The following is a 22,582-nucleotide window of genomic DNA, read 5'->3' as shown; positions in this document are numbered from 1 at the left end:
TGGTGCTCAGTCGGGCCACTGCCATGACATACCGTGTACGCCGACCGGGCACGGCATGACAAGCGTGTGGGCGCTGTGAGACGGGTCGAGCATGAGTGGTTGGGCCCGGGATTTCGTCGCGTCGGCCTTTTCCCGGAAATAGCTGTGGCAGGTGAGCGGTGCGGCCTCCGCGTCGAAGTAGACGTGCAGCAGATATCCGCGCAGATTGACGCGTGTACGGCGCTCGTGGCAGACGGCCGCTTCACCTTTCGGGTCGAAGAGCACGTCGTAGTGCACCGCCGCTGTCTCGTTCTTGCGCAGCCGACGGCCGAAAGACACGTCAACGACCACGGTCTTCCAAGCCGACTGGAAATCCAGTCTGCGCAGCACTCCGGAATGCATGACGATGTCGACCGAAGCGGGAGCTTCATCAAGGCAGTGGAGATCACTCAACCGTGTCACGCCGTCCCGGTTGGCGCGCACCACCTGGTAAACGGACTGACAGTACATGCGGCGATCGCGGTTGACGCGTACCGACTCGTGTACGAACTGCCGAGTGACCTCCTCGCTGTGGGCGGCGTCCTCCCGGCCCAACGCCCGCTCGAAGAGCGAGTTCTCGCCGTAGAACTGCTCCACTCCCACCAGTTTCGGGGAGAACCGCCCGCGGGGCCGGTGAGGTCCCAGGCGCGAGCGCAGGTCGCCGGACGGCAGCAGCAGGATCTCCTCCAACGCGTCGACGGCGAGAAGGGAGGACTGTCTTTCGGGCTGACTGCGACCGCTCTGCCAGTGCCCCAGGGAAGCCAGGCTTATCCTGATGCCTTGTTCTCTCAGCCGTTCATGGATGCGCTCCAGGCTCAGTCCCCGTCGGAGTACCGCTTCGCGAAAGGCGTCCGGGAACGAGGCGTCGCGCGGAACGGGGCTGCGCCGGTTCGCATGCGGGTGTTCGGCCAAGGGGACTTCCTACGTCGTGCGGGTTCGCCAGTGGCAGAGGCCTGGTCCGACGCAGCATAAGGGGGCCGGAGCAGGCACCTCCAGTGTCTGTTCCCGACGGAGAACGGGGTGGCGGCTCACCCGCGTCCGGTGAGCCGCCACCCCGCGGTCTGACGGTGTCAGTGGGTGTTGAGGGTCAGTCCGTAGTGCTCGAGCGTGTCGTCCAGGGGCTGGAAGTAGGACTTGGTCGAGCTGTTCAGGCCGCCGCAGCTCTGGTTCGTCGGGCCGCCGGAGGTCATCCCCTGGCCCTGGTTGCCGGAGATGTAGGCGCCACCGCTGTCGCCGCCCTCCGTGCACACGGTGGACTCTCCGAGCCCGGAGACGACGGTGTCCGGCCCTCCGTGCTCGTCGACGTAGGTGACGCTGACGTCGTAGGCCTCGACCTTGCCGCAGGTCCACCCGGTCGTCTGCCCGGACTTGCACAGGTCGGCGCCCTCGGGTGCACGTTCGCTGCCCTCGACCGCGACGTTGCCGTCCGTGCTTCCCCAGGTGCCGACCTCGGTGGCTATGGAGTCCCCCTGGTCGACAGCGGCGATCCCCATGTCCACGCTGTCCCGGCCCACCTCGTAGCGCGAGTCCGTGCCCTTGGCGAAGTGGTCGCCGTCGACGGAAAGGTCCGGGAGACTGGCGAGGCAGTGACCGGCCGAGACGAGGTACCCCTTCCCCGAGGAGTCCTGGGCCCCGAATCCGACGGAGCAGACCCAGCTGCCCTTGTCGTCCGTCCACGTCATTGCGCTGCCCGGGTAGACCGTGGCCTGCGACTCGAGGGGCTCAGCGCCCTTGACCACGTGCACGGCGTCGCCGAACGACCGGGCCGTCTTCAGGAACGACCGGGCGCCGCGCGCGTCCGCGTCGTTGACCTCGACCTTGACCGTGTCCGCTGACAGGTCGACAGACCAGGACGAGATGCCCGCGGGTGCCTTCTCGGCGGCCTGCTCGTCCAGTTGCTCCTTGGCACTGGTCAGCGCCGCCTTGCCGTGTTCGGGAACCCGGGCGTGCAAACCCGCCTTCTCGATCTGTGACGCCGCGCGGTCGTCAGGCGCGTTCACGACGAGGTTTCCCGACGCGTCGAAGAACGCTCCGTCCGTCCGTGCCTTTCCCTCCTTGACCACATTGGCAAGCTGGTCTTCCTGGGCCGCTTGGTGGTCCAGACGGTCGGCGGCGGCCTTCTCGCTGACGTGCAGGCTGTCTGCCAGTGCCGCGACCATCTGCGGCTGGTAACGCGGTGTCGCGGGAGAGGAGTTCTGGGCCTGCGCGACGCCCGTAGCGGGCACCGCGAGCAGGGCAACCGCGATGGCGGCGACGAGAGAAGTGCGGGATTTTCTCATTCCTTGTCCTTTCTCGGGGAGGGGGCAGCCCGGCGCTTTTCCGCGCATGCGAATCGCGGGGGTGTTGCGAACGCAAGCAGTCATTCCGGGGCATGAATAGCCATCGGGAAAAGGGGGGGGTGGCTTCCCGAGTGCAACCGCATGCTGGCCCACGCGACGCCGAGCGGACAAGGGGTGGTTACCGCTGCCTTTTCTACACTTGTTGCGGATTCTGTAGAAGGCCTGCCGGCACGGGTTACCGGCGGATGCCGGCGTCAGGCACAGCGGTATCCTCGCCGGGAATGGGGAAAAGAATCGTCGTGGCAGCGCACGATGGCAGAGGCCGGGAGGTGGCGCTCGCCACCCGCCCCATGAATGCTGCGTCGCGACGTCGCAGCCCGGGCGGCCCGTTGACCGCCGGTGGAGGGCCGTGGCGCCCGGCGCGGGGGCCTAGGGGGGCACCCTTTTGCCGGAGCAGAACGCTCAACCAACCGGACGTTCGGGTTCTTCCTCCAGGGCCGCACGCAGGCGCGGCCGGTCCTGGGGCGGGACGTGCGGGGCGTAGTGATCGTGGAGGGCCTGCCGGCCGAGCCGCGCGGCGCGGGCCCCGTCGCGGGCACCGAGCGCGGCGAGGATCTGCCGGTGGTGGGCGACCGAACGCCGCATCGCGTCGGCCGCCTCGCCGACGTCCCGCGCACGGACCAGCTTGCTCTCGATGGCCTCGACGACGGCGTCGTGCACGGCGCGGGCGCACAGGGCGAGCAGCGCGTTGCCGCTGGCCTCGGCCACCACGCGGTGGAACTCCCCGTCGGCCGCGCTGAAACCGTGCGGATCCCCGGGGGCGAGCTGCGCCATCTCGTCCACCAGTCCGGTCAGCCGGCACAGATCGTCCGCGGAGTGGAGGCGCGCCGCGAGCCGGTAGCTCTCCGCGTCCAGGAGCATCCGGAACTGGATCAGTTCGCCGAGCCCGGACAGGTGGGACCGGGTCAGGCGGCCCAGCGCGTGGCTGAGGGTGTCGGGTGAGACGCCCAGCACCTCGGCGCCCTGCGGGTCACCGGGGCGCGAGCGGATCAGCCCCGAGGACTGGAGGACCCGCAGCGCCTCCCTGATCGTCGAGCGGCCCACGTCGAACTGGCGCATCAGTTCGCGCTCGCCGGGAAGCCGGGAGCCGGGCGGCAGGGAGCCGCCCAGGATGCGTTCCTCGATCTGTTCGGCCACGCGCTGGTAGGCCCGCACGGGGCGCACGGGCCGGAAGTCGGCCCGCGCGGTGGGCCGTTCAGGAGATTCCGCCGGCATGTGTCCGCCCTTTCCGGTGTGTGCGCGAGCCCGTCCCCGTGTGTGCGTGCGGGCCGGTCCCGTGTGCGTCCGGGCGCGCGCACGTGTGCGCCTGCGGGTCGCGCCCGTCCGCACGTGCGGGCCGGTCCCGTGTACGCATACGGGAGCGGCCCGTGTCGACCCCTTGACCGGGCCCTCCGCCCACCAGCAGAGTACGGACGATCAACTGGTCTGACCAGTCGCCTGGCCACCTGGGCAGGGCGGCCTGGAAGGGGACTTGGAGGTTCCATGCGTTCCGGTCCCGGCACACTGCCGTGGGAATCCGTGCTCGACACCGAGGCGGCCGTCGCCTTCACGCAGGAGCTGGTGCGGCTGCGCACCGTGAACGCCGCGGGTGCTGAGGCCGTCGAGAAACCCGCCGCCGAACTGGTCCGCGCGCTGTTCTCCCGGTTCGGCTGGGAGCACACCGTCACCGAGGTGGCCCCCGGGCGCCCGAACGTCGTCGCGGTCGTCGACGGCGGCGGGGGCGCGGGCCCCACCCTGATGTTCGAGGGCCACACCGACGTGGTGACCGAGGGCGATCCCGCCGACTGGAGCGTGGACCCCTACGGTGCCGAGATCCGCGACGGACGGATGTGGGGCCGGGGCACGGCCGACATGAAGTCCGGTGTCGCGGCGATGATCTACGCGGTCCGCGCGCTGCAGCTGGCAGGTCCCTTCCCCGGCCGCGTCGTTCTCGGCGTCATGGCCGACGAGGAGGGCATGATGCTCGGCGCCAAGGCGTTCGCGGCCTCCCCGCTGGCCTCCGAGGTGGACGGCGTCGTCGTCTGCGAGCCGGAGGGGTACGAGGTGTGCACCTCGGCGCGCGGCGGCATCCGGCTGCGCCTCGACCTGACGGGCGTGATGGCGCACGGGGCGATGCCGCAGGAGGGCAGGAGCCCCGTCGCGGCGGGAGCCCGCGTCGTCGAGGCCCTCGCGGCGGTGCAGGAGTGGGCCGCAGTGCGCTACGGCGCCCATCCGCACGCCGGTTCGGTCACGGTCACCCCCACGGTGCTGCTCGGGGGCGATCCCGACCAGCTCAACGTCATCCCCGCGCACGGCGTCGTCGGCGTGGACGTCCGTACGGTCCCCGGCACCGACCACGCCGAGCTCACCGAGCGCGTCCGCACGACGGCCCAGGAGGCCGCCGCGGCGTTCGGTGTCACCGTGGAGTTGACGGTCGTGGACGACCGGCCCGCCATCGAGATCCCCGAGGACCACCCCCTCGTCGCCGGCCTGGTGGCGGCGCACACCGAGGTGCACGGCGCGGCGCCCGCCTTCGGCGCGGTGCCCGGTACCACGGACGGCACGATCCTCACCCGCGACGCGGGGCTGCCCACCGTCGTCTACGGTCCCGGCGGGAAGTGGATCGCGCACCAGAAGGACGAGTACGTGCAGGTGCGTGAGATCGGCGAGTACGCGCGGGTGTACGCGGCGGCCGCCCGGCGCTTCCTCACCGGCGGCGGGCAGGCGGGAGGTGCGCGGTCGTGATGCTGTGGCACGGTAAGGAGTTCCCCGAAGGGCTGCCGGTCGGCGACGGATGGGTGGCGGCGCCCGGGCAGCGGACCGTCTCCTTCCCCTACGACGGAAGTGCCGTCGCCCAGGCGCCCGTCGGGGACGTGGCGCTGGCCCGGCGGGCCGTCGAACACGCCGCGGGGCTGCGCCGCACCATGGCCGCGCTGCCCACCCGCACCCGGCGTGCCGTACTGACCTCGGTGGCCGACGCGCTCGACGACGTGGCGGCCGGCATGGAGGACCTGCTGGTCCTGGAGACCGGCAAGCCGCGGGCGGACTGCCGTACGGAGGTCGTCCGCGCGGTCGCCACCTGGCGGGCCGCGGCCGACGAGGTGGTGCACATCCGCGGCGAGACGGTGCCGCTGGACGGGCTCCCGTCCGGGGACGGGATGACGGGCTTCTTCACGAGGCGCCCGGTCGGGGTCGTGGTGGGGATCGCCGGGTTCAACTATCCGATGATGCTGGCCACCCACAAGATCGCGCCCGCGCTGGCCGCGGGGTGTCCCGTCGTCGTCAAGCCCGCCCCCGCGACGCCGCTGGCCACCCTGTGGCTGGTCAACCTGGTGCGCGAGCGGCTGGTCGCGGCGGGTGCGCCGGCCGGTGCCGTCCAGTTGGTGACCGGCGACGCGGAGGTGGGCCGCACGCTCACCACGCACCAGGCCGTCGCCGCCGTCTCCTTCACCGGCTCGGCGGCCGTCGGCCACCGCATCGCGCGGGACGCGGCCCCGCGCAAGGTGGTGCTGGAGCTGGGCTCCAACGCGGCTCTCGTCGTCGCGGCCGACGCCGACCTGGACGCCGCGGCGGACGCCGTGGTACGCGGCGGCTACTACGCCTCGGGCCAGGCCTGCATCGCCGTCCAGCGGGTCATCGCCGAAGCGCCGGTCGCCGCCGGGCTGGAGCGCAGGATCGCCGAGCGGCTCGGCTCCGTGGTGGTGGGCGACCCGCGCCAGGAGAGCACCCGCGTCGCCGCGCTCATCGACCAGGACGCCACCGAGCGGGTGCTGGCGTGGATCGCTCAGGCGCGCGAGGCGGGTGCCCGCCTGGTCGCGGGAGGCGAGCGGCGGGGGCGGTGTGTGACGCCCGCCCTGCTGGCCGACGTGCCCGACGGGCAGCCCGTGTGGGACGAGGAGGTCTTCGGACCCGTCGTCAGCCTGCGCGCGGTGCCCGACCTGGACGCGGCCCTCGCCACGGTCGACGCGAGCCGCTACGGCCTGCACGCGGCCGTCTTCACCCGCCGCCTGGACACCGCGTTCCGCGCGCTGGAGGAACTCGACGTCGGGGGCGTGGTGGTCAACGAAGTGCCCGGCTACCGCTGCGACGTCGCCCCCTACGGCGGCGTCAAGGACTCGGGCATCGGGCGCGAGGGTCCGCGGTTCGCGATCGAGGAGTTGACGGTGACGAAGATGGCGGTGATCAAGCCGTGAGTACGGAAACGGACACGGGCGGCGGCGCGGGGGCCGACTACGGCAGGCTCTTCCGGCTCGACGGGCGGCGTGTGGCCGTCGTCGGCGGCGGGAGCGGCATCGGCCGTGAGGCCGCGCGGGCGCTGGTGGCGCAGGGCGCCGAGGTGATCGTCGCCGACCGGGACGAGGCGGGCGCCGCCGAGACCGCGCGGCTGGCGGGCCCCGGGGCCGCGCCGTTCCTGCTCGACGTACTGGACGAGGACGCGTTGACGGCCGCCGCGGCGGACTGGGGGCCGCTGGACGGGCTGGTGATCACCGTCGGCGTCAACGTGCGCAAGCGCCTCGCGGACTACTCGGTCGCGGAGTTCGAGCGCGTCGTGGCCCTCAATCTGCGCGCCCACTTCTCCCTGGTGCGGGCGTGCGCCCCCGCCATGGCCGCGCGCGGGCGCGGCGCGGTCGTCTCCCTCGCCTCCATGCGGGCTTTCCAGGTGGAGCCCGGGCAGGGTGTCTACGCCGCCTCCAAGGCCGGACTCGTCCAGCTTCTGCGGACCGCCGCAGCCGAGTGGGGGCCGCAGGGCGTGCGGTTCAACGCGGTGGCGCCCGGCGTGGTGCGTACGCCGCTGACCGACCAGATCGCGGCGGACCAGGAGTGGTACGACGCGTATGCGCGGGCGTCCGCGTTGCAGCGGTGGGCGCGGGCCGACGAGATCGCGGGCGCCGTGGTGTACCTGGTCGGTGACGCGTCCACCTTCGTGACGGGCAGCGTGCTCACCGTCGACGGCGGCTGGACGGCCGTCGACGGGCGGTACGACCCGGCCGTGTGACCCTGTTCGTCTCCAGCGCCCCTCAAGGAGCTTCCCGCAATGCCCGAGCAGCACGACCCCCCGCACGGGGAGGGCAGCCCCCTGGACGGGCTCCCCCGCGTCCGAGCCAGGCGCCCCGCGCTGTGGCTCCTCCTCGTTCCCGCCGTCCTGTTCTGCGCGGCCCCGCTGGTCGCGAACCGCGTCGAGCCCCGCGTGCTGGGCCTGCCGTTCCTGCTCTTGTGGATCATCGCGGCGACGGTCGTCAGCCCGCTGGTCATCTGGGTGGTCTCGCGGCTCGATCCGGCGTTCGAGCAGGATGCCGTCGAGCCCCTTCCGGTCGATGACGCCCCGCGAGAAGAGGGAGGCCTGCGATGAGCGGCTCCGCGGCCGTCGCGACGACGCTCTTCGGTCTGGCCATGGTGGCGACCCTCGCCATCGGCGTGCTCAGCGCCCGCGGGCGGGACAAGGGCATGGCGGAGTGGTCCGTCTCCAGCCGCGGCCTGGGCGTGTTGTTCGTCTGGCTGCTGATGGCGGGCGAGACCTACACCAGCTTCTCGTTCCTGGGCACGGCGGGCTGGTCGTACTCGTACGGGGTGCCGATCCTCTACCTGGTCGCCTACCTGACGGTCGGGTTCGCGGTGGCCTACGTCGTCGGGCCCGCGCTGTGGACCTACGCGAGCCGTCATCGGCTGCTGTCCATCGCGGACATGGCCGAGCACCGGTTCCGCTCGCGCCCGGTGGGGATCCTGGTGGCGGTGACGGCGACGGTCTTCATCGTCCCGTACGTGCAGGTCCAGATCCAGGGCATGGGCGTGGTGGTCAACGCGATGACGTACGGCAGCGTCGACCTGCACGTGGCGGCCGTGATCTCGTTCGTCGTCGCGGAGGCGTTCGTCCTGGTGTCCGGGCTGCGCGGTTCGGCGTGGGTGAGCGTGCTCAAGGACGTGCTGGTGATCGTCGCCGTGGTGTTCCTGGCGGTGTGGGTGCCGCTGCACTACCTCGACGGGTACGGCGACTTCATGACGCGGATGGTCAACGAGCGGCCCGAGTGGCTGACCTTTCCCGGCCACGACTCGGGCGGGCTGAACGGCACCTGGTTCGTCTCCACGCTGCTGCTCAACGCGGTGACCATCTCCATCTTCCCCACCACCGTCGCGGGGTACCTGAGCGCGAAGAGCCCGAACGCGCTGCGCCGCAACGCGCTGCTGCTGCCCTGGTACCAGCTGCTGCTGTTCATCCCGATGATGGTCGGCGCCGTCGCGCTGTTCGCGCTGCCGACGCTGGACAACCCGGACCTGGCGCTGTTCCGGCTGGTGACGGACTCGCTGCCGTCCCCCGTCGTCGCCGTGATCGGGGTGGCCGGAGCGCTGTCGGCGATCGTGCCGATGAGCGTGTTCATGCTGGCCATCGGCACCCTGTGCGGCCGCACCCTGCTCGGCGGCGGCAACGGCTCCGACCCGCGCAGCCGCACCCGGCGCAGCACCGAGCCCGGCAGCGCGGACGACGTGCGCGTCAAGCGGCTCTCCCAGCTGGTGTGCTTCGTGGCCGGGCTCGTCGCGCTGCTGGGCAGCCTGTTCTACCCGAACACGCTGGTGCAGCTGTCGGTCCTGTCCTACGAGGGGCTCGCCCAGCTCGTGCCGCTGGCGCTGCTGTCCCTGTTCTGGCGGCGGCTGACGGCGGCCGCCGGTGTCGCGGGCACGCTTGTCGGACTGGCCGTCGTCCTGCTGCTGTGGTGGACGGACAACGATCCCTGGCACGGGGTCAACGGCGGTGTGCTCGCGCTCGCGGCCAACCTGCTGGTGGCCGCGTCCCTGACCTACGCGGGGCCCCGCACGCCGGCCGCGGGCACCAGGCGCGCATCGGCAACTGAGGAGGAGACGGTATGAGGCGGGCGCACGGCCGCACACCCGCGAAGGGCAGGCACGCGTGAAGGACGAGGCGACCACGTTCGCGGTGCCGGGACTCGCGGAGCCCGTGGAGATCCTGGTCGACCGCTGGGGCGTACCCCACCTGTACGCGGGCTCGCGCGCCGACCTCTTCCTCGCCCAGGGCTTCAACGCCGCCCGCGAACGCCTCTTCCAGCTCGACCTGTGGCGCAGGCGGGGGCTCGGGCTGCTCTCCGAGGTGCTCGGCGCGGACTACGTGGAGCACGACAGGGCGGCGCGGCTGTTCCTGTACCGGGGCGACATGGCCGAGGAGTGGGCCGCCTACGGGCCCGGCACGCAGGAGATGGCCCGCTCCTTCGTGACCGGCGTCAACGCGTACGTGACGCTGGTGCACGAGGATCCCTCCCGGTTCCTGTCCCCCGAGTTCGCCGCGCTCGACTACGCGCCCGCCCACTGGCACCACAGCGACCTGGCCCGCATCCGCACGCACGGCCTCTTCTACAACGTCCGCCAGGAGGTCGCGCGCGCCCTGACGCTGCGGGACTTCGGGCCGGAGGCGGAGGAGCTGCGCAAGGTCAGGGATCCGCTCGGGCACCGGCTCACCGTCCCCGAAGGGCTGGATCTGGACGTCGTCCCCGACGACGTGCTGCGCGTCTACGAGCTGGCCACCACACCGCCGTGGAGCCCGCGCGCCCAGCCCTCGCAGCGCCCCGACGGCAGCAACAACTGGGTGCTGGCCCCGTCCAGGACGGCGACGGGACGTCCGCTGCTGGCCAACGACCCGCACCGCGCCCTCACCCTGCCCTCGCTGCGGGCCGTGGCGCACCTGTCGGCACCGGGCCTCGACGTGATCGGGGCAGGCGAGCCGGCGCTGCCCGGCATCTCCATCGGGCACAACGGCCACCTGGCGTTCGGCCTGACGATCTTCCCCGTGGACCAGGAGGACCTCTACGTCTACCGCACCGCCCCTGGAGACCCGCGTGCGTACGCGTACGGGGACGGCTGGGAGCGGATGACGTGCGTGACGGAGGAGATCCCGGTGAGGGACGCCGAGCCCGTCCGCACACAGTTGTGGTTCACCCGGCACGGCCCCGTCGTCCGCGAGCGGCCCGAGCGCGACGCCGCCTTCGCCGTGCGGGCGGCGTGGCTGGGCCCCGGCATGGCGCCGTACCTGGGCAGCGCGGGCTACATGGACGCCACCACGCCCGACGCGTTCACCCGGGCGCTGCGGCGCTGGGGCGCTCCGGGCGAGAACCAGGTGTACGCGGCCACCGACGGCACGGTGGGCTGGTGTCCCGCCGCCCGGGTACCGCGGCGGCGCGGGTGGGACGGCACCCTGCCGGTTCCCGGGGACGGCACCTACGAGTGGGACGGTTTCCTCGACGCCGGCGACCTGCCCTCCACCCGCGATCCGGCGGCCGGCTGGCTCGCCACCGCGAACCAGTACAACCTGCCGCCCGGCTACCCGCACGGCGAGCGGCCGGTCACCCACGACTGGTACGCGCCCACCAGATACGAGCGCTGCGCCGAGGCGCTGGCGGCGCGGGACGACTGGAGCGCCGAGGACTGCGTACGGCTGCAGACCGACTACGTCAGCCTTCCGGCGCGGCTGATACTGCCGCGGCTCGCGGGCCTGCGCGGTGAGGAGCCGCGGGCGCGGACCGGTCTTGCGGTGCTGCGCGGCTGGGACGGGCGGCTCGCCGCCGACTCGGGCGCCGCCGCGCTCTTCGAGGTGTGGTACCGGCGCCACCTGCGCCCGGCGCTGCTGCGCGAAGCGCTGCGTCCCGCGGCGGTGTCCGCGAGCACCGGGCCGCGGGACGCCGCACGTCGGCTGGGAGCGGCGGTGCGGCGCGTGACGCCGGCCGACGGCGAGGCGATGGACCCGCGCGTGGACGAGCGGCTGCTGGACGCGCCCGAGACGGAAGGACGGCTGGGCCCGCTGCTGCTTGACACCCTCGGGGAGGCGGTGGCCGACGTCGCCGCGCTGCTGGGCGCGGACCCGGCCGGCTGGGCCTGGGGAGCGCTGCACCGGGCCGCGTTGGTGCACCCGGTGGCGGGGCTGTTGGCCCGCCAGGGGGTGCGGGATGTGCCCGACTGGTGCCGGCTGCCTGCGCTGCCGCGCGGGGGCAGCGCGGAGACGGTGGGCGCGGCGGGCTACCTGGCGGGCTTCGCCCAGAGCGACGGCGCGAGCTTCCGCATGGTCGTCGACGTCGGGGAGTGGGACGGCTCGCTCGCCATGAACTCCCCAGGCCAGTCGGGCGATCCGCGCTCCGAGCACTACGCGGACCTGTATCCGGCGTGGGCCTCGGACGGTGCCTTTCCTCTCGTCTACTCACGTGCCCGCGTCGAGGAGGAGACCACGCACCGGATCGTGCTCTCCCCCGCGCGGGTCACTCCTTCGTCGCACCGGTGAGCATGCCCTGGATGAACCGGCGCTGCAGCAGCAGGTAGACGACGACCACGGGCAGCGCGATGAGGACGGCGGCGGCGGCGAGCAGCGCGGTGTCCGAGGAGTGCTGTCCCTGGAAGAAGGCGAGCCCGAGCGGGACGGTGCGGTGTGCCTCGTCGCTGACCATCACCAGAGCCATCAGGAACTCGTTCCAGGTCCACATGAAGACGATCACGGTCAGCGTCGCGAAGGCGGGCCGGCCCATGGGCAGCAGGATGCGGGTGAGGGTCGTGAAGTGGGTCGCTCCGTCGATCCGGGCCGCCTCCAGAAGCGAGCGCGGGGTGTTGCGGAAGTAGGTGCGCATCCAGAAGACGCCGAAGGCCAGGGACTGTGCGGTCTGCGGCAGGATCAGCCCCCAGTAGGTGTTGGTGAGCCCCCAGTGCCGCAGGTCGAAGTAGAGCGGGACGATCACCGCTTCCTGCGGCAGGGTGAGGCCGACGACGAAGAGGTAGAACAGCGCGTGGGAGCCGGGGAACCGCATGGTCCCGAAGGCGTAGGCGGCCAGGGTGGCCAGCACCGTGGTGAGGGCGACCACCGCGAGGGCCACCACGACGGAACTGACCAGGTAGGTGCCGAAGTGGCCGCGGGTCCACGCGTCGGCGAAGTTGCCCCAGTTGAGGGACTTCGGCAGGGAGAAGCCGGTGTCCAGCGAGGACTGGCTGGACACCGCGGTGGACAGGATTCCGGCCACCGGGGTCAGCGCGATCAGCGCGAACAGGCAGAGGATCCCGTAGGTGACGGCGCGTTCCGCTGGCGAGGTGAGGGTGTCCCGGGTCTGCCGCGCGGGCTGCCTTCCGGGGGTGGCCGGCCTTCTCAGCGTGCTCATCGGTTGCGCCCCTCCACGAGCCGGGTGACCACCATGGTCAGCGCGAAGATCACCGCGGTGAGGGTGATGCCCATGGCCGAGGCGGCGCCGACCTCGCCGGTCTCGAAGGCCCGGCGGTAGACCTCGTAGGCGGGCACCGAGGTGGCGTTGCCCGGACCGCCGCTGGTGGTGATGTAGATGAGGTCGAAGTTGCGCAGCGCGGCCACCAGGGTCAGCGTCAGGGCGACGGCGACCTCGGCGCGCAGCCCCGGCAGTGTCACTGTGAAGAACTCACGCACAGGGCCCGCGCCGTCGATGCGGGCTGCCTCGTACAGCTCGCGCGGGATGCGCTGGGCCCCGGCGAGGAAGAGTACGAGGCACAGCCCGGTCTCCACCCAGGTGCCGACGGCGCCGACGGCGGGCAGTGCCCAGCTGTCGTCGCCCAGCCACGAGCGGGTCAGCGCGTCGAGGCCCACCGCGCGCAGCGTGTCGTTGAGCAGTCCGTCGGGGGCCAGGATGGAGCGCCAGGCGACGCCGACGACGACCATGGCCAGCACCTGCGGCAGGAACAGCACGGTGCGGAAGAAGGTCATGCCGCGGATACGGAAGCGGGTGAGCGCCGCGGTCAGCACGAGCCCGAGGGCGACCGGCAGCGCGGCGTAGAAGAGCAGCAGGACGGCGGCGTGCGCGAAGGGGGCGCGCAGTTCGGGGTCGGTGAGCAGGGCACGGTAGTTGTCCCAGCCGGCCCAGGTGGCGCGGGTCAGCCCGTCCCAGTGCAGCAGCGACAGCCATCCCGTCTGGCCCAGCGGCCACAGCAGGAACACCCCGAAGACGGCCAGCGCGGGCAGGATGTACAGGTAGCCGACGGCTCGGGGCTCGCCGGGGGCCTGACGGCGGTAGCGGGCCGCGAACCTGCCGAGCACGGCGGGCCCCTTGCCGGGCACGGCAGTTCCTTCGCTGGGCACGGCGTCCGGGCGCCGGGTGCCGGCGGTCATCACCTGTCCTCACCGTCGGCGCGCTGCTCGGCGCGGAAGTCGTCGTAGCTCTTCTGCATGCGCGAGGCGAGTTCGGCTGGGCCGACGTCGCCGGCGAGGACGCCCTGGAGGTCGGCGGAGAGGGTGTCGTAGAAGGTGGGGGTGGTGTAGTCGAGGTAGGGGACGAGCCCGTCGGCGTCGTTGAGTTCCTGCCACCCGGCGACCATCCGCCCGACGGCGCTGTCCGGGTCGAGCTTCTCGGCGGCCGCTCCGGGCACCACGGGCAGTACGCCTTCCTCGGTCAGCACGTCGGATGCGTGGGAGCTGGTGAGGAAGTCCAGGTAGGCGGCGGCGACCTCGGGGTGGTCCGACTTGGAGGTGACCGACCAGGGCAGGCCCTCGCCGCCGGTGGTGACCGGCTGTGCGCCGGAGTCCGGGGGCGGCGGCATGAAGCCGAGGTCGTCGCCCATCGTCTTGCGCAGGTCGGCCAGCTGCCAGGTGCCGGTGACCAGGAAGGCGCCCTTGCCGTCGGCGAACTGCTTGGCCGCGTCGTCGTAGCCCTTTCCGTTGGCGCCCCCCGGCACATAGCCCTTCTCCGACCAGTCGGCCAGCGTGCGGGCCGCCTCGCGGGTGGCGTCCGTCTCGAAGCCCTCGCCCCGCCCGAACACCGTCTCGCGCACCGGCCCCGCGCTGCCCGCGGCCTGCGCCTGGAGGAGGCCGAAGGTGTGGATCGCCGGGTACTTGTCCAGGTTGCCGAACTGGACGGGGAGCTGCCCGGCCTTCTTGACGCGGGGCAGCGCCTCGGTGAACTCCTTCCAGGTGCGGGGTGGCTCCACGCCGGCCTTCCGCAGCACCTTCTTGTCGTAGTAGACGCCGATGTACTCGCCTTCCTGCGAGACGCCGTACAGCCGTCCTGTGCCGAACCGCTTCCCGTCGGCGGAGACGCGGTTGAGGTTGAGCAGCGTCTGCGGGAAGCGGGTGTTCCAGCCGTAGAGGCCCGCGTAGTTGTCCAGGGGGGCGAGCATTCCGGCGTGCGCGAAGGCCACCATGTCGGAGTAGCCCTGGTTGGCCTGGACGACGTCGGGCGGTTCCTCGCCGCTGAGGGCGAGCTTCAGGGTCTTCTTCAGGTCGTTGAAGCTGCGCGCGACGCGCTTGATCGTGACGTTCGGGTACTTCTTCTCGAATTCCTCGTTGAGCCGCTCGATCGCGGCGTTCTGGCCACCGCGCACCTGCTGGTCCCACACCGTGAGGGTGACCTCGCCCGCCTTCGCCGGGTCGGGCACGGCGCTCGCGGCGCCACCGCCCGTACCGGCCGCGCCTGAGCCGTCGGTGCCCGGGACGCAGGCGGCCGCCGGCAGCAGCACGCACAGGGCACCGAGGGCGGCGAGGGTGCGGCGGTACCGGCCGCCCGTGCGTGGGCTTCGCCCGTCGTTCATCGTTCCTCGTCTCCTCGGCCTGGCCCGTTCACGAGCGGAAGCCGATGGTGGGCGTGGCGCGCAGCAGCGGCCAGTCGCCGCGGCCGCCGGGCAGCAGCTCGTCCAGGAAGCCGTAGCGCCGCATCACCTCGGGGCTCTGCCCGCCGATGCGCCGCGCGTACTGCCACCAGGCGGCCACCTCGCTCCAGCCGGGTGCCGAGAGCGAGCCGCCGAAGTGCTGCACGGACAGCGCGGCGGTCAGATTGGCGAAGGCCAGCCGGTCGGCGAGCGGCCATCCTGCCAGTGTGCCGGTGGTGAATCCGGCCATGAAGACGTCGCCCGCGCCGGTGGGGTCGAGCGCGTCGACGGCGAGCGCGGGCACGTCGGCGTGCTCGCCGCTGTTGCCGTCGATGGCGACGGCGCCGCCCGACCCTTTCGTGACCACCGCCACGGGCACCAGCTCGGCCAGTGCCCGCACGGCCTCCTCGGGGGTGTCGGTGCGGGTGTAGTGCAGGGCCTCGGTGGCGTTGGGCAGGAACGCGTGGCACAGCGAGAGGTCGGCCAGGGTGTCCGGGTCCCAGGCACCGGTCTCGTCCCAGCCGGTGTCGGCGAAGATCAGGCTGCCCTCGTTGTGCGCCTGGCGCACCCAGTCCCCCACCCGGCCCGGCTCCAGGGAGGTGACGCAGGCGCGCGACGGCGGCCGGGAAGCGACGCTGACGCACGGTCTGGGCGCCTCGTGCCCGTGGCTGACCATGGTGCGCTCGCCGTCGTAGGCCATCGAGACGGTGACCGGCGAGTGCCAGCCCGGCGCCCGGTGCGAGGGCGTCAGGTCGATGCCCTCGATGCCGCACAGGGCGTCCCAGCAGTAGTCGCCGTACATGTCGTCGCCGAACGCGGCGGCGAGCGCCGTGCGCAGGCCGAGCCGGCGCAGTGCCGTCGCCATGTTGGCCACCCCGCCGGGGCTGGAGCCCATGCCGCGCGACCAGGTCTCGGTGCCGCGTACGGGGGCGTGGTCGAGGCCGGTGAAGACGATGTCGAGGAAGACGGTGCCCGTCAGGAACACGTCGGTCTCCGGGCCACCGTCCGAGCGCAGGGCGGCCAGCGGGTCCAACGGGCTCCCGGTCGGTGCGGGTTGGGCGCTCCCAGCGGTGCTCATGGCCGCTCTCCCCTCTCAGCTATGGCCAGAAGATGACTTCTCGGTGACTGGTTTGAGCGATACCTTGCACCGCCCCCCTGCCGAATGCAATACCTCGCTCACAGTCGCGCACAGACGCTCAGCCGCGCTAGGGTCCTGGTCATGTTGCGCGAAAGTCGGCACGAGGAGTTGCTGCGCATCCTCCGCGAGGAGGGCGTGCTGCCCGTCGTCGAGATCGCGCGCCGGCTCCGGGTCAGCGAGGCCACCGCGCGGCGCGACGTGTCCGACCTGTCAGGAGCGGGACGGCTGCGGCGGGTCTACGGCGGCGCCCTCGCCCGCGAGCCCGCCGAACGCCCCTTCGCCGAGGAGGAGGTGGACGACCTCCCCGCCAAGGACGCGGTCGCCGCGGGCGCCGCCGCACTGGTCGAGGACGGCGAGACGGTGCTGCTCGACATCGGCACCACCACCCTGCAACTGGCGCGGCTGCTGCACGGCAGGAAGATCACCCTGGTCACCTCCAGCCTCGCCGTCTACGAGGAGTTGCGGTCCGACGAGACGGTGACGCTGGTCCTGCTGGGCGGCGAGGTGCGGCGCAACTACCGGTCGCTGGTCGGCAACCTCACCCGGGCGGCGCTGCGCGAGATCTACGCCGACCGCGTCTTCCTCGGCACCAGCGGCGTCCTGCCCGACGGCCGCGTCCTGGACACCACCCAGGTCGAGGTCCCCGTCAAGCAGGCCCTGCTGGGCGCCGCCCGCCAGGCGGTACTGCTGGCCACCGCGCGCAAGTTCCCCGGCACCGGCAGCGCACGTGTCTGCCAGGCCACCGACATCGACATGCTGATCACCGGCCAGGCGTCCGACCCGGCCACCCTCGCCGCGTTCCGCGAGGCCGATGTGGAGGTAGTACAGGTATGACGGGTACGACAGGCACGCCCGGCACGAGGCTCACCGTGCTCGGCGGCGGCGGGTTCCGCGTTCCGCTGGTCCACCGCGCGCTCCTGGACGACGCGCACCACCCCGACCAGGCGGGCCGCTGCACCGAACTCGTCCTCCACGACACCGACCCGCAGCGGCTGGCGGCCATCGGCGCCGTCCTGGCCGAACAGGCCGCCCAGCACGACGGCCCGGCCCCGAAGGTCCGCACCACCACCGACCTGGACGAGGCGCTGAGCGGCGCCGACTTCGTCTTCAGCGCCATCCGCGTCGGCGGCCTCGCCGGACGGGTCAGCGACGAGCGTCTCCCCCTCGCCGAGGGGCTGCTCGGGCAGGAGACCGTCGGCGCGGGCGGGGTGCTGTACGGGCTGCGCACCGTGCCCGTGGCCACCCGGATCGCCGAGCGGGTCGCCGCCGTCGCCCCGCACGCCTGGGTCATCAACTTCACCAACCCCGCCGGCATGGTCACCGAGGCCATGAGCCGGGTGCTGGGCGACCGCGTCATCGGCATCTGCGACTCGCCCGTCGGCCTGTGCCGCCGCGCCGCGCGCGCCGTGGGGGCGGACCCCGACCGCGCCGACTACGACTACGTGGGCCTCAACCACCTCGGCTGGCTGCGCCGGCTCGTCGTCGACGGCACCGACCGGCTGCCCGCGCTGCTCGCGGACGCCGACGCGCTGGGCTCCTTCGAGGAGGGCAAGCTGTTCGGCGCGGAGTGGCTGCGCGCGCTCGGCGCGCTGCCCAACGAGTACCTGCACTACTACTACCACCACAGGGAGGCGCTCGCGGCGATCCAGGAAGCGGACGCCACCCGGGGGGAGTTCCTGGCACAGCAGCAGGACGGCTTCTACGCGCGGGCCTTCGGCAGCGCGCCCGAAGGGGCGTTCGCCGCGTGGGAGGCCACCCGCCGCGAGCGCGAGGAGACCTACATGGCCGAGAGCCGGCAGGCCTCGGGCGGCTGGGAGCGCGACAGCTGCGACCTGGACGGCGGCGGCTACGACCGCGTCGCCCTCGCCCTGATGCGCGCCATCGCCCGCAACGAACGCACCCGCCTCATCCTCAACGTCCGCAACCGCGGCGCCGTACCCGGAATCGACGGCGACGCGGTGGTGGAGGTCCCCTGCGTGGTCGACGCGGGTGGCGCCCGCCCCCTGGCCACCGGGCCCGTCGCCCCCGACCAGCTGGGCTTGATGCTCCAGCTCAAGGCGGTCGAGCGCGCCGCGATCGAGGCGGCCTCCGACGGCTCCAAGCCGGCCGCGCTGCGCGCGCTGGCCCTCCATCCGCTGGTGGACTCGGTGCACGCCGCCGACCGCGTCCTGCGGGCGGCAGGCCACTGAGAACCCACCGCGCGGCCCGCCGCGCGCGGGCGGCGCGGCTCACTTGACGGAGAGAGACGACCCCTTCTGGCCGAGGCTCTGCCTGGCGTTCTTCAGCGTTTTCTTCGTCGGAAGGGAGCTCTTCGTCGGAAGGGAGCTCTTCGTCGGCAGGGAGTTCTTCCTCGAACTGACGGGGCAGGGGCGGCGGTGCCGGGCGCGGGCACGCAGCGCGTGGATCCGCGCGTGGTGCCCCGCGTCGCTGATCACGGCCGCCAGGCCGCCCAGCACGGCGCCGTTCTTGGCGAGCTGCGTGCGCTGGGCGGCGCACTGCCCGGCGTCCTCGTGCTCCCAGAAGGGGTGCCCGGCCAGGGTCGTGGGCACCAGGGAGGCGGCCAGCGCGAGCGAGGCCAGCCGCGGGAGGCGTCCGACGGTCAGCAGCGCGCCCGCCGCCACCTGCACGGCCGCGTTCACCCGGACGAGCAGCACGTCGTCGTCCGGCAGCCCCGGCGCCTTCTCCCGCAGCTTCGCCAGGAAGGGTCCGGCCATCTCGGCGCGGGGCTCGGGCTCGCTGAGCGATTCGACCCCCGCGCTCACGAAGAAGGTGCCGAGGAGCGGGCGGGCGACGAGCTGGAGAGGTGTCATGCGGCGTCCTTTGGTCGCGCGGGGCATCGTGGGGGGTCTCGGGGCGGGCGGGCTCGGGGCGGGGGGTCCCGGGACGTGGCGGGCAGGGTCTGACCGGCCGGGGGCGGTGCCCCGGCCCTTCACCGCCATGTCACGCGCACCGGCGAAGCGCCGCAACCGCGGACCCGCCGTACGGCGCAACGCCCCGTGTCCGGCCTCGCACCGTACGGCGCGAGGCTGCCGTGTCCGGCGGGCCCTCCCACGCGGTGCGTGTCACCCGAACGACCGTCGCGGCGGTGCGCGGCCCGTCGCCCCGGAGGAACGTGAGCCGAGGGGGAGCCCACCGAGCGAAAGGCCAGCCGATGGACCGCGCATTCGAGGGCCAGGCGGCCCTGGTGACCGGCGCCGCCTCGGGTATCGGTCTCGCCGTCGCCCGGCGGCTCGGCCAGGCCGGCGCCTCGGTCGTCGTCGCCGACTACGACGAGGACGGCGCCCAGGTCGCGGCCGGCGAGCTGGAGACGGCGGGCACCCGGGCCGAACCCTTCGTCGTGGACGTCACAGAACCCGGCTCCGTCCGCGACGCCGTGCGGTTCACCACCGAGACCTTCGGCTCCCTCGACCTGGCCGTCAACAACGCCGGAGTGGGCGGTCCCTCGATGCCGACCGGCGAGTACGAGATCACCGCCTGGGACCGGGTCATCGCCACCAACCTCAGCGGCGTCTTCTACGGGCTGCGGCACCAGCTGCCGGTCATGGCGGCGGCCGGCCGTGGCGCCATCGTCAACATGGCCTCGATCCTGGGCACCAACGGATTCGCCGGCAGCCCCGCCTACGTGGCCGCCAAGCACGGGGTCGTCGGCCTCACCAAGACCGCCGCCCTCGAATACGCCGACAAGGGCGTGCGGATCAACGCGCTCGGCCCCGGCTTCATCGACACCCCGCTGCTGCGTGAGACCGACAACCCGATGCGCGAACGCCTCATCTCCCTCCATCCGCAGGGTCGCCTCGGCACAGCCGAGGAGGTGGCCGAGGTGACCGCCTTCCTCCTCTCGGACCACGCCTCCTTCATCCAGGGCAGCTACCACCTGGTCGACGGCGGCTACGCGGCCCAGTAGGCCCCCCCGTTCTGGCCGCGCGGCCGCCGGTCTCACACGGGCCCCAGCCCCGCCTGGGCGAGCAGGCGGGAGACCTCGGCCCGCTCGGGATCGCTCAACGGGCGCAGCGGCGCGGGGGTGCGCGCCGAGGTGAGCAGGCCGCGCTGCCTCAGCGCTTCCTTGAAGGCGCCGAGGGCGGAGGAGTAGGCGCCGATCCTGGCGGGGTCGCCCACCCGGGTGAGCGCGAAGAGGCGGCGCAAGCGGTCCTGGTGGGCGGCGGCGCCCCGCCCGTCACCACGGCGGGCGGCCTCGTACAGGGCGACGTAGCCGTGCGGGTCGACGTTGCCGAGCCCGGGAACGACGCCGTCGGCGCCCAGGGCGAGCGCGGCATCGGCCATCGTCTCGGAGCCGGTGAGGACGGTGAAGCCGCGGGCGCGGGCACCGGACGCCTCGGTGAGGCCGAGGAGGGTGCGCAGCTCGTCGAGGTCACCGCTGCTGTCCTTGAGCCCGGCGAGCACGCCGTCCGCGGCCAGGTGGGCCGTCACCTCGACGGGCAGCTTGCGCTGGACGTTGCCCGGGATGTCGTAGGCCCACAGCGGCAGATCGACCGCGGCGCGGACGGCACGGAAGTGGTCGGCCATCTCGTCCGGGTGGGTGGGCGTGTAGAAGGGGACGGTGGCCACCACGGCGTCGGCGCCCGCTTCCCGCGCGGCGCGGGCCTGCGCGACGACGCGGTTGGTGGTCATCTCCACGGCGCCGGCCAGCACGGGCACGGAGCCGCCCGCGACCCCCCGTACGACGCGCAGCGCCGCGAGCCTGAACGCGTCTGTGTGGTAGGCGAGTTCGCCCGTCGAGCCGTTGACGAACAGTCCGCGGACCCCGGCCTCCAGCAGATGGCCGCACAGCCTCTCCAGCGAGGCGGCATCCAGTTCGCCGTCCTCGGTCAGCGGCATGCACAGGGGCGGGATGACGCCACCGGTCGGGGTGGGGCCCGCCGGGGCGTACCCCTCGGGGTTGGTGGGGGCTGCGGGTCGGTCGCTCATCAGGGCAGTTCCTCCTCGCCGTGCCGGGGCCGGGTACCGGGCGCGGCCCCTGACGGTTCGCCGGCCCTCTCCGCGGCCCGGCCCTCGGTCAGGTCGGTGCCGGTGGCCGCGCTCCGGTCGCCGCACAGGCGCTGGACGCGCAGCGGCGCGTTGACGGCGATCAGCACGATCACCACCAGCGTGAGCGAGAAGGTGAGCCAGGCCAGCGAGGGGCCGAGGCTGTGCCCGCCCGCCAGCGAGGCGCCCAGCACGGGTGCGACGGCGCCGCCGAGCGCGCCGACGTTGTAGGTGAAGCCGAGCCCCGCGGCGCGCTCCGACGTCGCGAAGTAGCCGCCGATCAGCTTCGGGAGCAGCCCGGAGATGCCCTGCGCGAACATCTGCTGGAGGAAGAGCAGCAGCGCGAGTGACACCGTCTGTTCCCTGTCCATGGCGAAGACGGGCAGCACGAACAGGAGCGACACGCACAGTGCGGCGACGTACGTGCGCCGGGTGCCCCAGCGGTCGCCGAGGAAGCCGACCAGCAGGCACCCTGCCACGTTGCCGAAACCGGCGAAGAAGAGCACGTCGCTGACCGCGGAGGGGGAGAATCCGAGGTCGTCCTTGAGGTAGGTCGGCAGCAGCGCCTGGATCGGCCACGAGTAGAGGAAGGCGCAGAAGACGGTCACCATGAGCGTCAGCACCATGGGCGTGCGTGCGCGCGCGAACTGCGCCGTGAACAGCACGAACCCGGCCACCGCCAGGGCGGCGAGGGGCCATCCGTAGCCGTGGGACCGCTCGGTGAACAGCAGGAAGAGCGACAGCGCGACGACGGCGGTGGCCACGTGGTTCAGCGCGGCGAGACGGCCGCGGAAGAGCACGCTGACGAAGTCCCGCCGCTGCCCTTCGCCTTCTGCGCCCCGCTGTCCGGAGGCTTCCGACGCCGCTCGGCCCTCACCCCTGGCCCGTTCCCAGTCGCCGGACTCCCTCAGCCCGCGCCGCATCCACAGCGCCAGCGCGATCGGGACGAAGCCGAGGAAGAACATCGCCCGCCACCCCCAGGCGGGCACCACGAAGCGGTAGAGCTGGCCCGCGATGACGGAGCCGACCGCGTACCCGGAGATGAGCAGCGCGCTGGCGCGGTTGCGCGCCGTGGCGGGCCAGCTCTCGATCACGTAGGTGGCGCTGGCCGAGTACTCCCCCGCCATGCCGAGTCCGAGCACCAGCCGGGCGGCGAACATCGACCAGTAGCCCCACGACAGACCGCAGGCCAGCGAGCCGAGGGAGTACAGGAGAATGCTCAGGATCATCGCCGGCTTGCGCCCGTATCTGTCGCCGACCGCGCCGATGGCCAGCCCGCCGAACCAGCGGGAGATGAAGGCGGCCGACACGAGGGTGGCGGCGGTGACGGTCGACAGTCCGAAGGCGTCGGCGACCTCGGTCAGGACGAGGGTGATCAGGACGAAGTCGAAGCCGTCCATCAGGTAGCCGAGCCAGGCGGCGAGGAGCGTCTTGCCGTCCTGGCGGGTGAGTCCGGCCGTGGGCCGGATGGGCCGTCGTCTCGCTCTCGCTCTCGCTCTCGCCATCGCGCAGCGCGCCCCTCGTCCGCGTCCGGAGGTAGGAC

19 protein-coding genes are annotated in these 22,582 nt (G+C 72.8%); 9 read left to right on the top strand and 10 right to left on the bottom strand.

What is annotated here, in order from left to right:
- Nucleotides 1–6 precede the first annotated feature (6 nt).
- The 3 genes from MMF93_RS29545 to MMF93_RS29535 all read right to left on the bottom strand — a co-directional run bounded on the left by MMF93_RS29545 (nt 7) and on the right by MMF93_RS29535 (nt 3,572).
- Complete coding sequence (locus MMF93_RS29545) at nt 7–930, bottom strand: XRE family transcriptional regulator (protein ID WP_242756208.1); 924 nt, start codon at nt 928–930, stop codon at nt 7–9.
- 158 nt (nt 931–1,088) lie between these two features.
- Entirely contained in the window at nt 1,089–2,297 is a 1,209-nt protein-coding gene (locus tag MMF93_RS29540) for a S1 family peptidase (protein WP_242756207.1), read from the bottom strand.
- 462 nt (nt 2,298–2,759) lie between these two features.
- Nucleotides 2,760–3,572 carry a FadR/GntR family transcriptional regulator gene (locus MMF93_RS29535; RefSeq protein WP_242756206.1) on the bottom strand — a complete coding sequence of 271 codons (813 nt, stop codon included), beginning with the start codon at nt 3,570–3,572 and terminating at the stop codon, nt 2,760–2,762.
- 267 nt (nt 3,573–3,839) lie between these two features.
- Between MMF93_RS29535 and MMF93_RS29530 the strand changes: the two genes are divergently transcribed.
- Genes MMF93_RS29530 through MMF93_RS29505 form a run of 6 tightly spaced genes read left to right on the top strand, consistent with a single transcriptional unit; the run spans nt 3,840 to nt 11,610 of the window.
- Nucleotides 3,840–5,081: a M20 family metallopeptidase gene (locus tag MMF93_RS29530; protein ID WP_242756204.1), complete on the top strand. Its 1,242-nt coding sequence runs from the start codon at nt 3,840–3,842 to the stop codon at nt 5,079–5,081.
- A complete protein-coding gene (locus MMF93_RS29525) occupies nt 5,081–6,529 on the top strand; it encodes an aldehyde dehydrogenase family protein (protein WP_242756202.1) in 1,449 nt (482 codons plus the stop codon). Before MMF93_RS29530 ends, MMF93_RS29525 begins: the two co-directional genes overlap by 1 nt.
- Complete coding sequence (locus MMF93_RS29520; protein ID WP_242756200.1) at nt 6,526–7,332, top strand: SDR family NAD(P)-dependent oxidoreductase; 807 nt, start codon at nt 6,526–6,528, stop codon at nt 7,330–7,332. Before MMF93_RS29525 ends, MMF93_RS29520 begins: the two co-directional genes overlap by 4 nt.
- A gap of 39 nt (nt 7,333–7,371) precedes the next feature.
- Nucleotides 7,372–7,686 (top strand): DUF3311 domain-containing protein, encoded by a 315-nt coding sequence (locus tag MMF93_RS29515; protein ID WP_242756198.1) that lies wholly within the window; start codon nt 7,372–7,374, stop codon nt 7,684–7,686.
- Complete coding sequence (locus MMF93_RS29510; RefSeq protein ID WP_242756197.1) at nt 7,683–9,197, top strand: sodium:solute symporter family protein; 1,515 nt, start codon at nt 7,683–7,685, stop codon at nt 9,195–9,197. The genes MMF93_RS29515 and MMF93_RS29510 overlap by 4 nt, the downstream gene beginning before the upstream one ends.
- Before the next feature lie 40 nt (nt 9,198–9,237).
- Nucleotides 9,238–11,610, top strand: coding sequence for a penicillin acylase family protein (locus MMF93_RS29505; RefSeq protein ID WP_242756196.1), 2,373 nt, complete (start codon nt 9,238–9,240; stop codon nt 11,608–11,610).
- Here the strand turns inward: MMF93_RS29505 and MMF93_RS29500 are convergent.
- Genes MMF93_RS29500 through MMF93_RS29485 form a run of 4 tightly spaced genes read right to left on the bottom strand, consistent with a single transcriptional unit; the run spans nt 11,588 to nt 15,996 of the window.
- Entirely contained in the window at nt 11,588–12,472 is an 885-nt protein-coding gene (locus tag MMF93_RS29500; RefSeq protein ID WP_242756195.1) for a carbohydrate ABC transporter permease, read from the bottom strand. The two genes, MMF93_RS29505 and MMF93_RS29500, sit on opposite strands and share 23 nt — an antisense overlap.
- Nucleotides 12,469–13,446, bottom strand: coding sequence for a carbohydrate ABC transporter permease (locus MMF93_RS29495; RefSeq protein WP_242756194.1), 978 nt, complete (start codon nt 13,444–13,446; stop codon nt 12,469–12,471). Before MMF93_RS29495 ends, MMF93_RS29500 begins: the two co-directional genes overlap by 4 nt.
- Entirely contained in the window at nt 13,446–14,861 is a 1,416-nt protein-coding gene (locus MMF93_RS29490; RefSeq protein WP_242756193.1) for an ABC transporter substrate-binding protein, read from the bottom strand. The genes MMF93_RS29495 and MMF93_RS29490 overlap by 1 nt, the downstream gene beginning before the upstream one ends.
- 28 nt (nt 14,862–14,889) lie before the next feature.
- Entirely contained in the window at nt 14,890–15,996 is a 1,107-nt protein-coding gene (locus MMF93_RS29485) for a carbohydrate kinase family protein (protein ID WP_242756191.1), read from the bottom strand.
- A 141-nt stretch (nt 15,997–16,137) separates the two neighbouring features.
- Here MMF93_RS29485 and MMF93_RS29480 point away from each other — a divergent pair, with 141 nt between their 5' ends.
- The gene (locus MMF93_RS29480; protein WP_242756189.1) at nt 16,138–16,890 is read left to right on the top strand and encodes a DeoR/GlpR family DNA-binding transcription regulator; all 753 of its coding nucleotides are present in this window, start codon (nt 16,138–16,140) and stop codon (nt 16,888–16,890) included.
- Complete coding sequence (locus MMF93_RS29475) at nt 16,887–18,245, top strand: 6-phospho-beta-glucosidase (protein ID WP_242756187.1); 1,359 nt, start codon at nt 16,887–16,889, stop codon at nt 18,243–18,245. The genes MMF93_RS29480 and MMF93_RS29475 overlap by 4 nt, the downstream gene beginning before the upstream one ends.
- A 39-nt stretch (nt 18,246–18,284) precedes the next feature.
- On the opposite strand, the gene MMF93_RS29470 is transcribed toward MMF93_RS29475, so the two are convergent.
- Complete coding sequence (locus tag MMF93_RS29470) at nt 18,285–18,866, bottom strand: DoxX family protein (RefSeq protein ID WP_242756186.1); 582 nt, start codon at nt 18,864–18,866, stop codon at nt 18,285–18,287.
- 341 nt (nt 18,867–19,207) lie between these two features.
- Here MMF93_RS29470 and MMF93_RS29465 point away from each other — a divergent pair, with 341 nt between their 5' ends.
- Nucleotides 19,208–19,960 (top strand): SDR family NAD(P)-dependent oxidoreductase, encoded by a 753-nt coding sequence (locus MMF93_RS29465; RefSeq protein ID WP_242756185.1) that lies wholly within the window; start codon nt 19,208–19,210, stop codon nt 19,958–19,960.
- A gap of 32 nt (nt 19,961–19,992) precedes the next feature.
- Here MMF93_RS29465 and MMF93_RS29460 read toward each other — a convergent pair whose 3' ends face one another.
- Nucleotides 19,993–20,982 (bottom strand): dihydrodipicolinate synthase family protein, encoded by a 990-nt coding sequence (locus MMF93_RS29460; protein ID WP_274709518.1) that lies wholly within the window; start codon nt 20,980–20,982, stop codon nt 19,993–19,995.
- A complete protein-coding gene (locus MMF93_RS29455; protein ID WP_242756184.1) occupies nt 20,982–22,544 on the bottom strand; it encodes a sialate:H+ symport family MFS transporter in 1,563 nt (520 codons plus the stop codon). The genes MMF93_RS29460 and MMF93_RS29455 overlap by 1 nt, the downstream gene beginning before the upstream one ends.
- Nucleotides 22,545–22,582 lie beyond the last annotated feature (38 nt).

The organism is Streptomyces tubbatahanensis (assembly GCF_022699385.1).
Lineage (GTDB): Bacteria > Actinomycetota > Actinomycetes > Streptomycetales > Streptomycetaceae > Streptomyces > Streptomyces diacarni.
The sequence above is the reverse complement of the archived record's forward strand: the minus strand, read 5'-3'. Positions and strand labels throughout refer to the sequence as shown.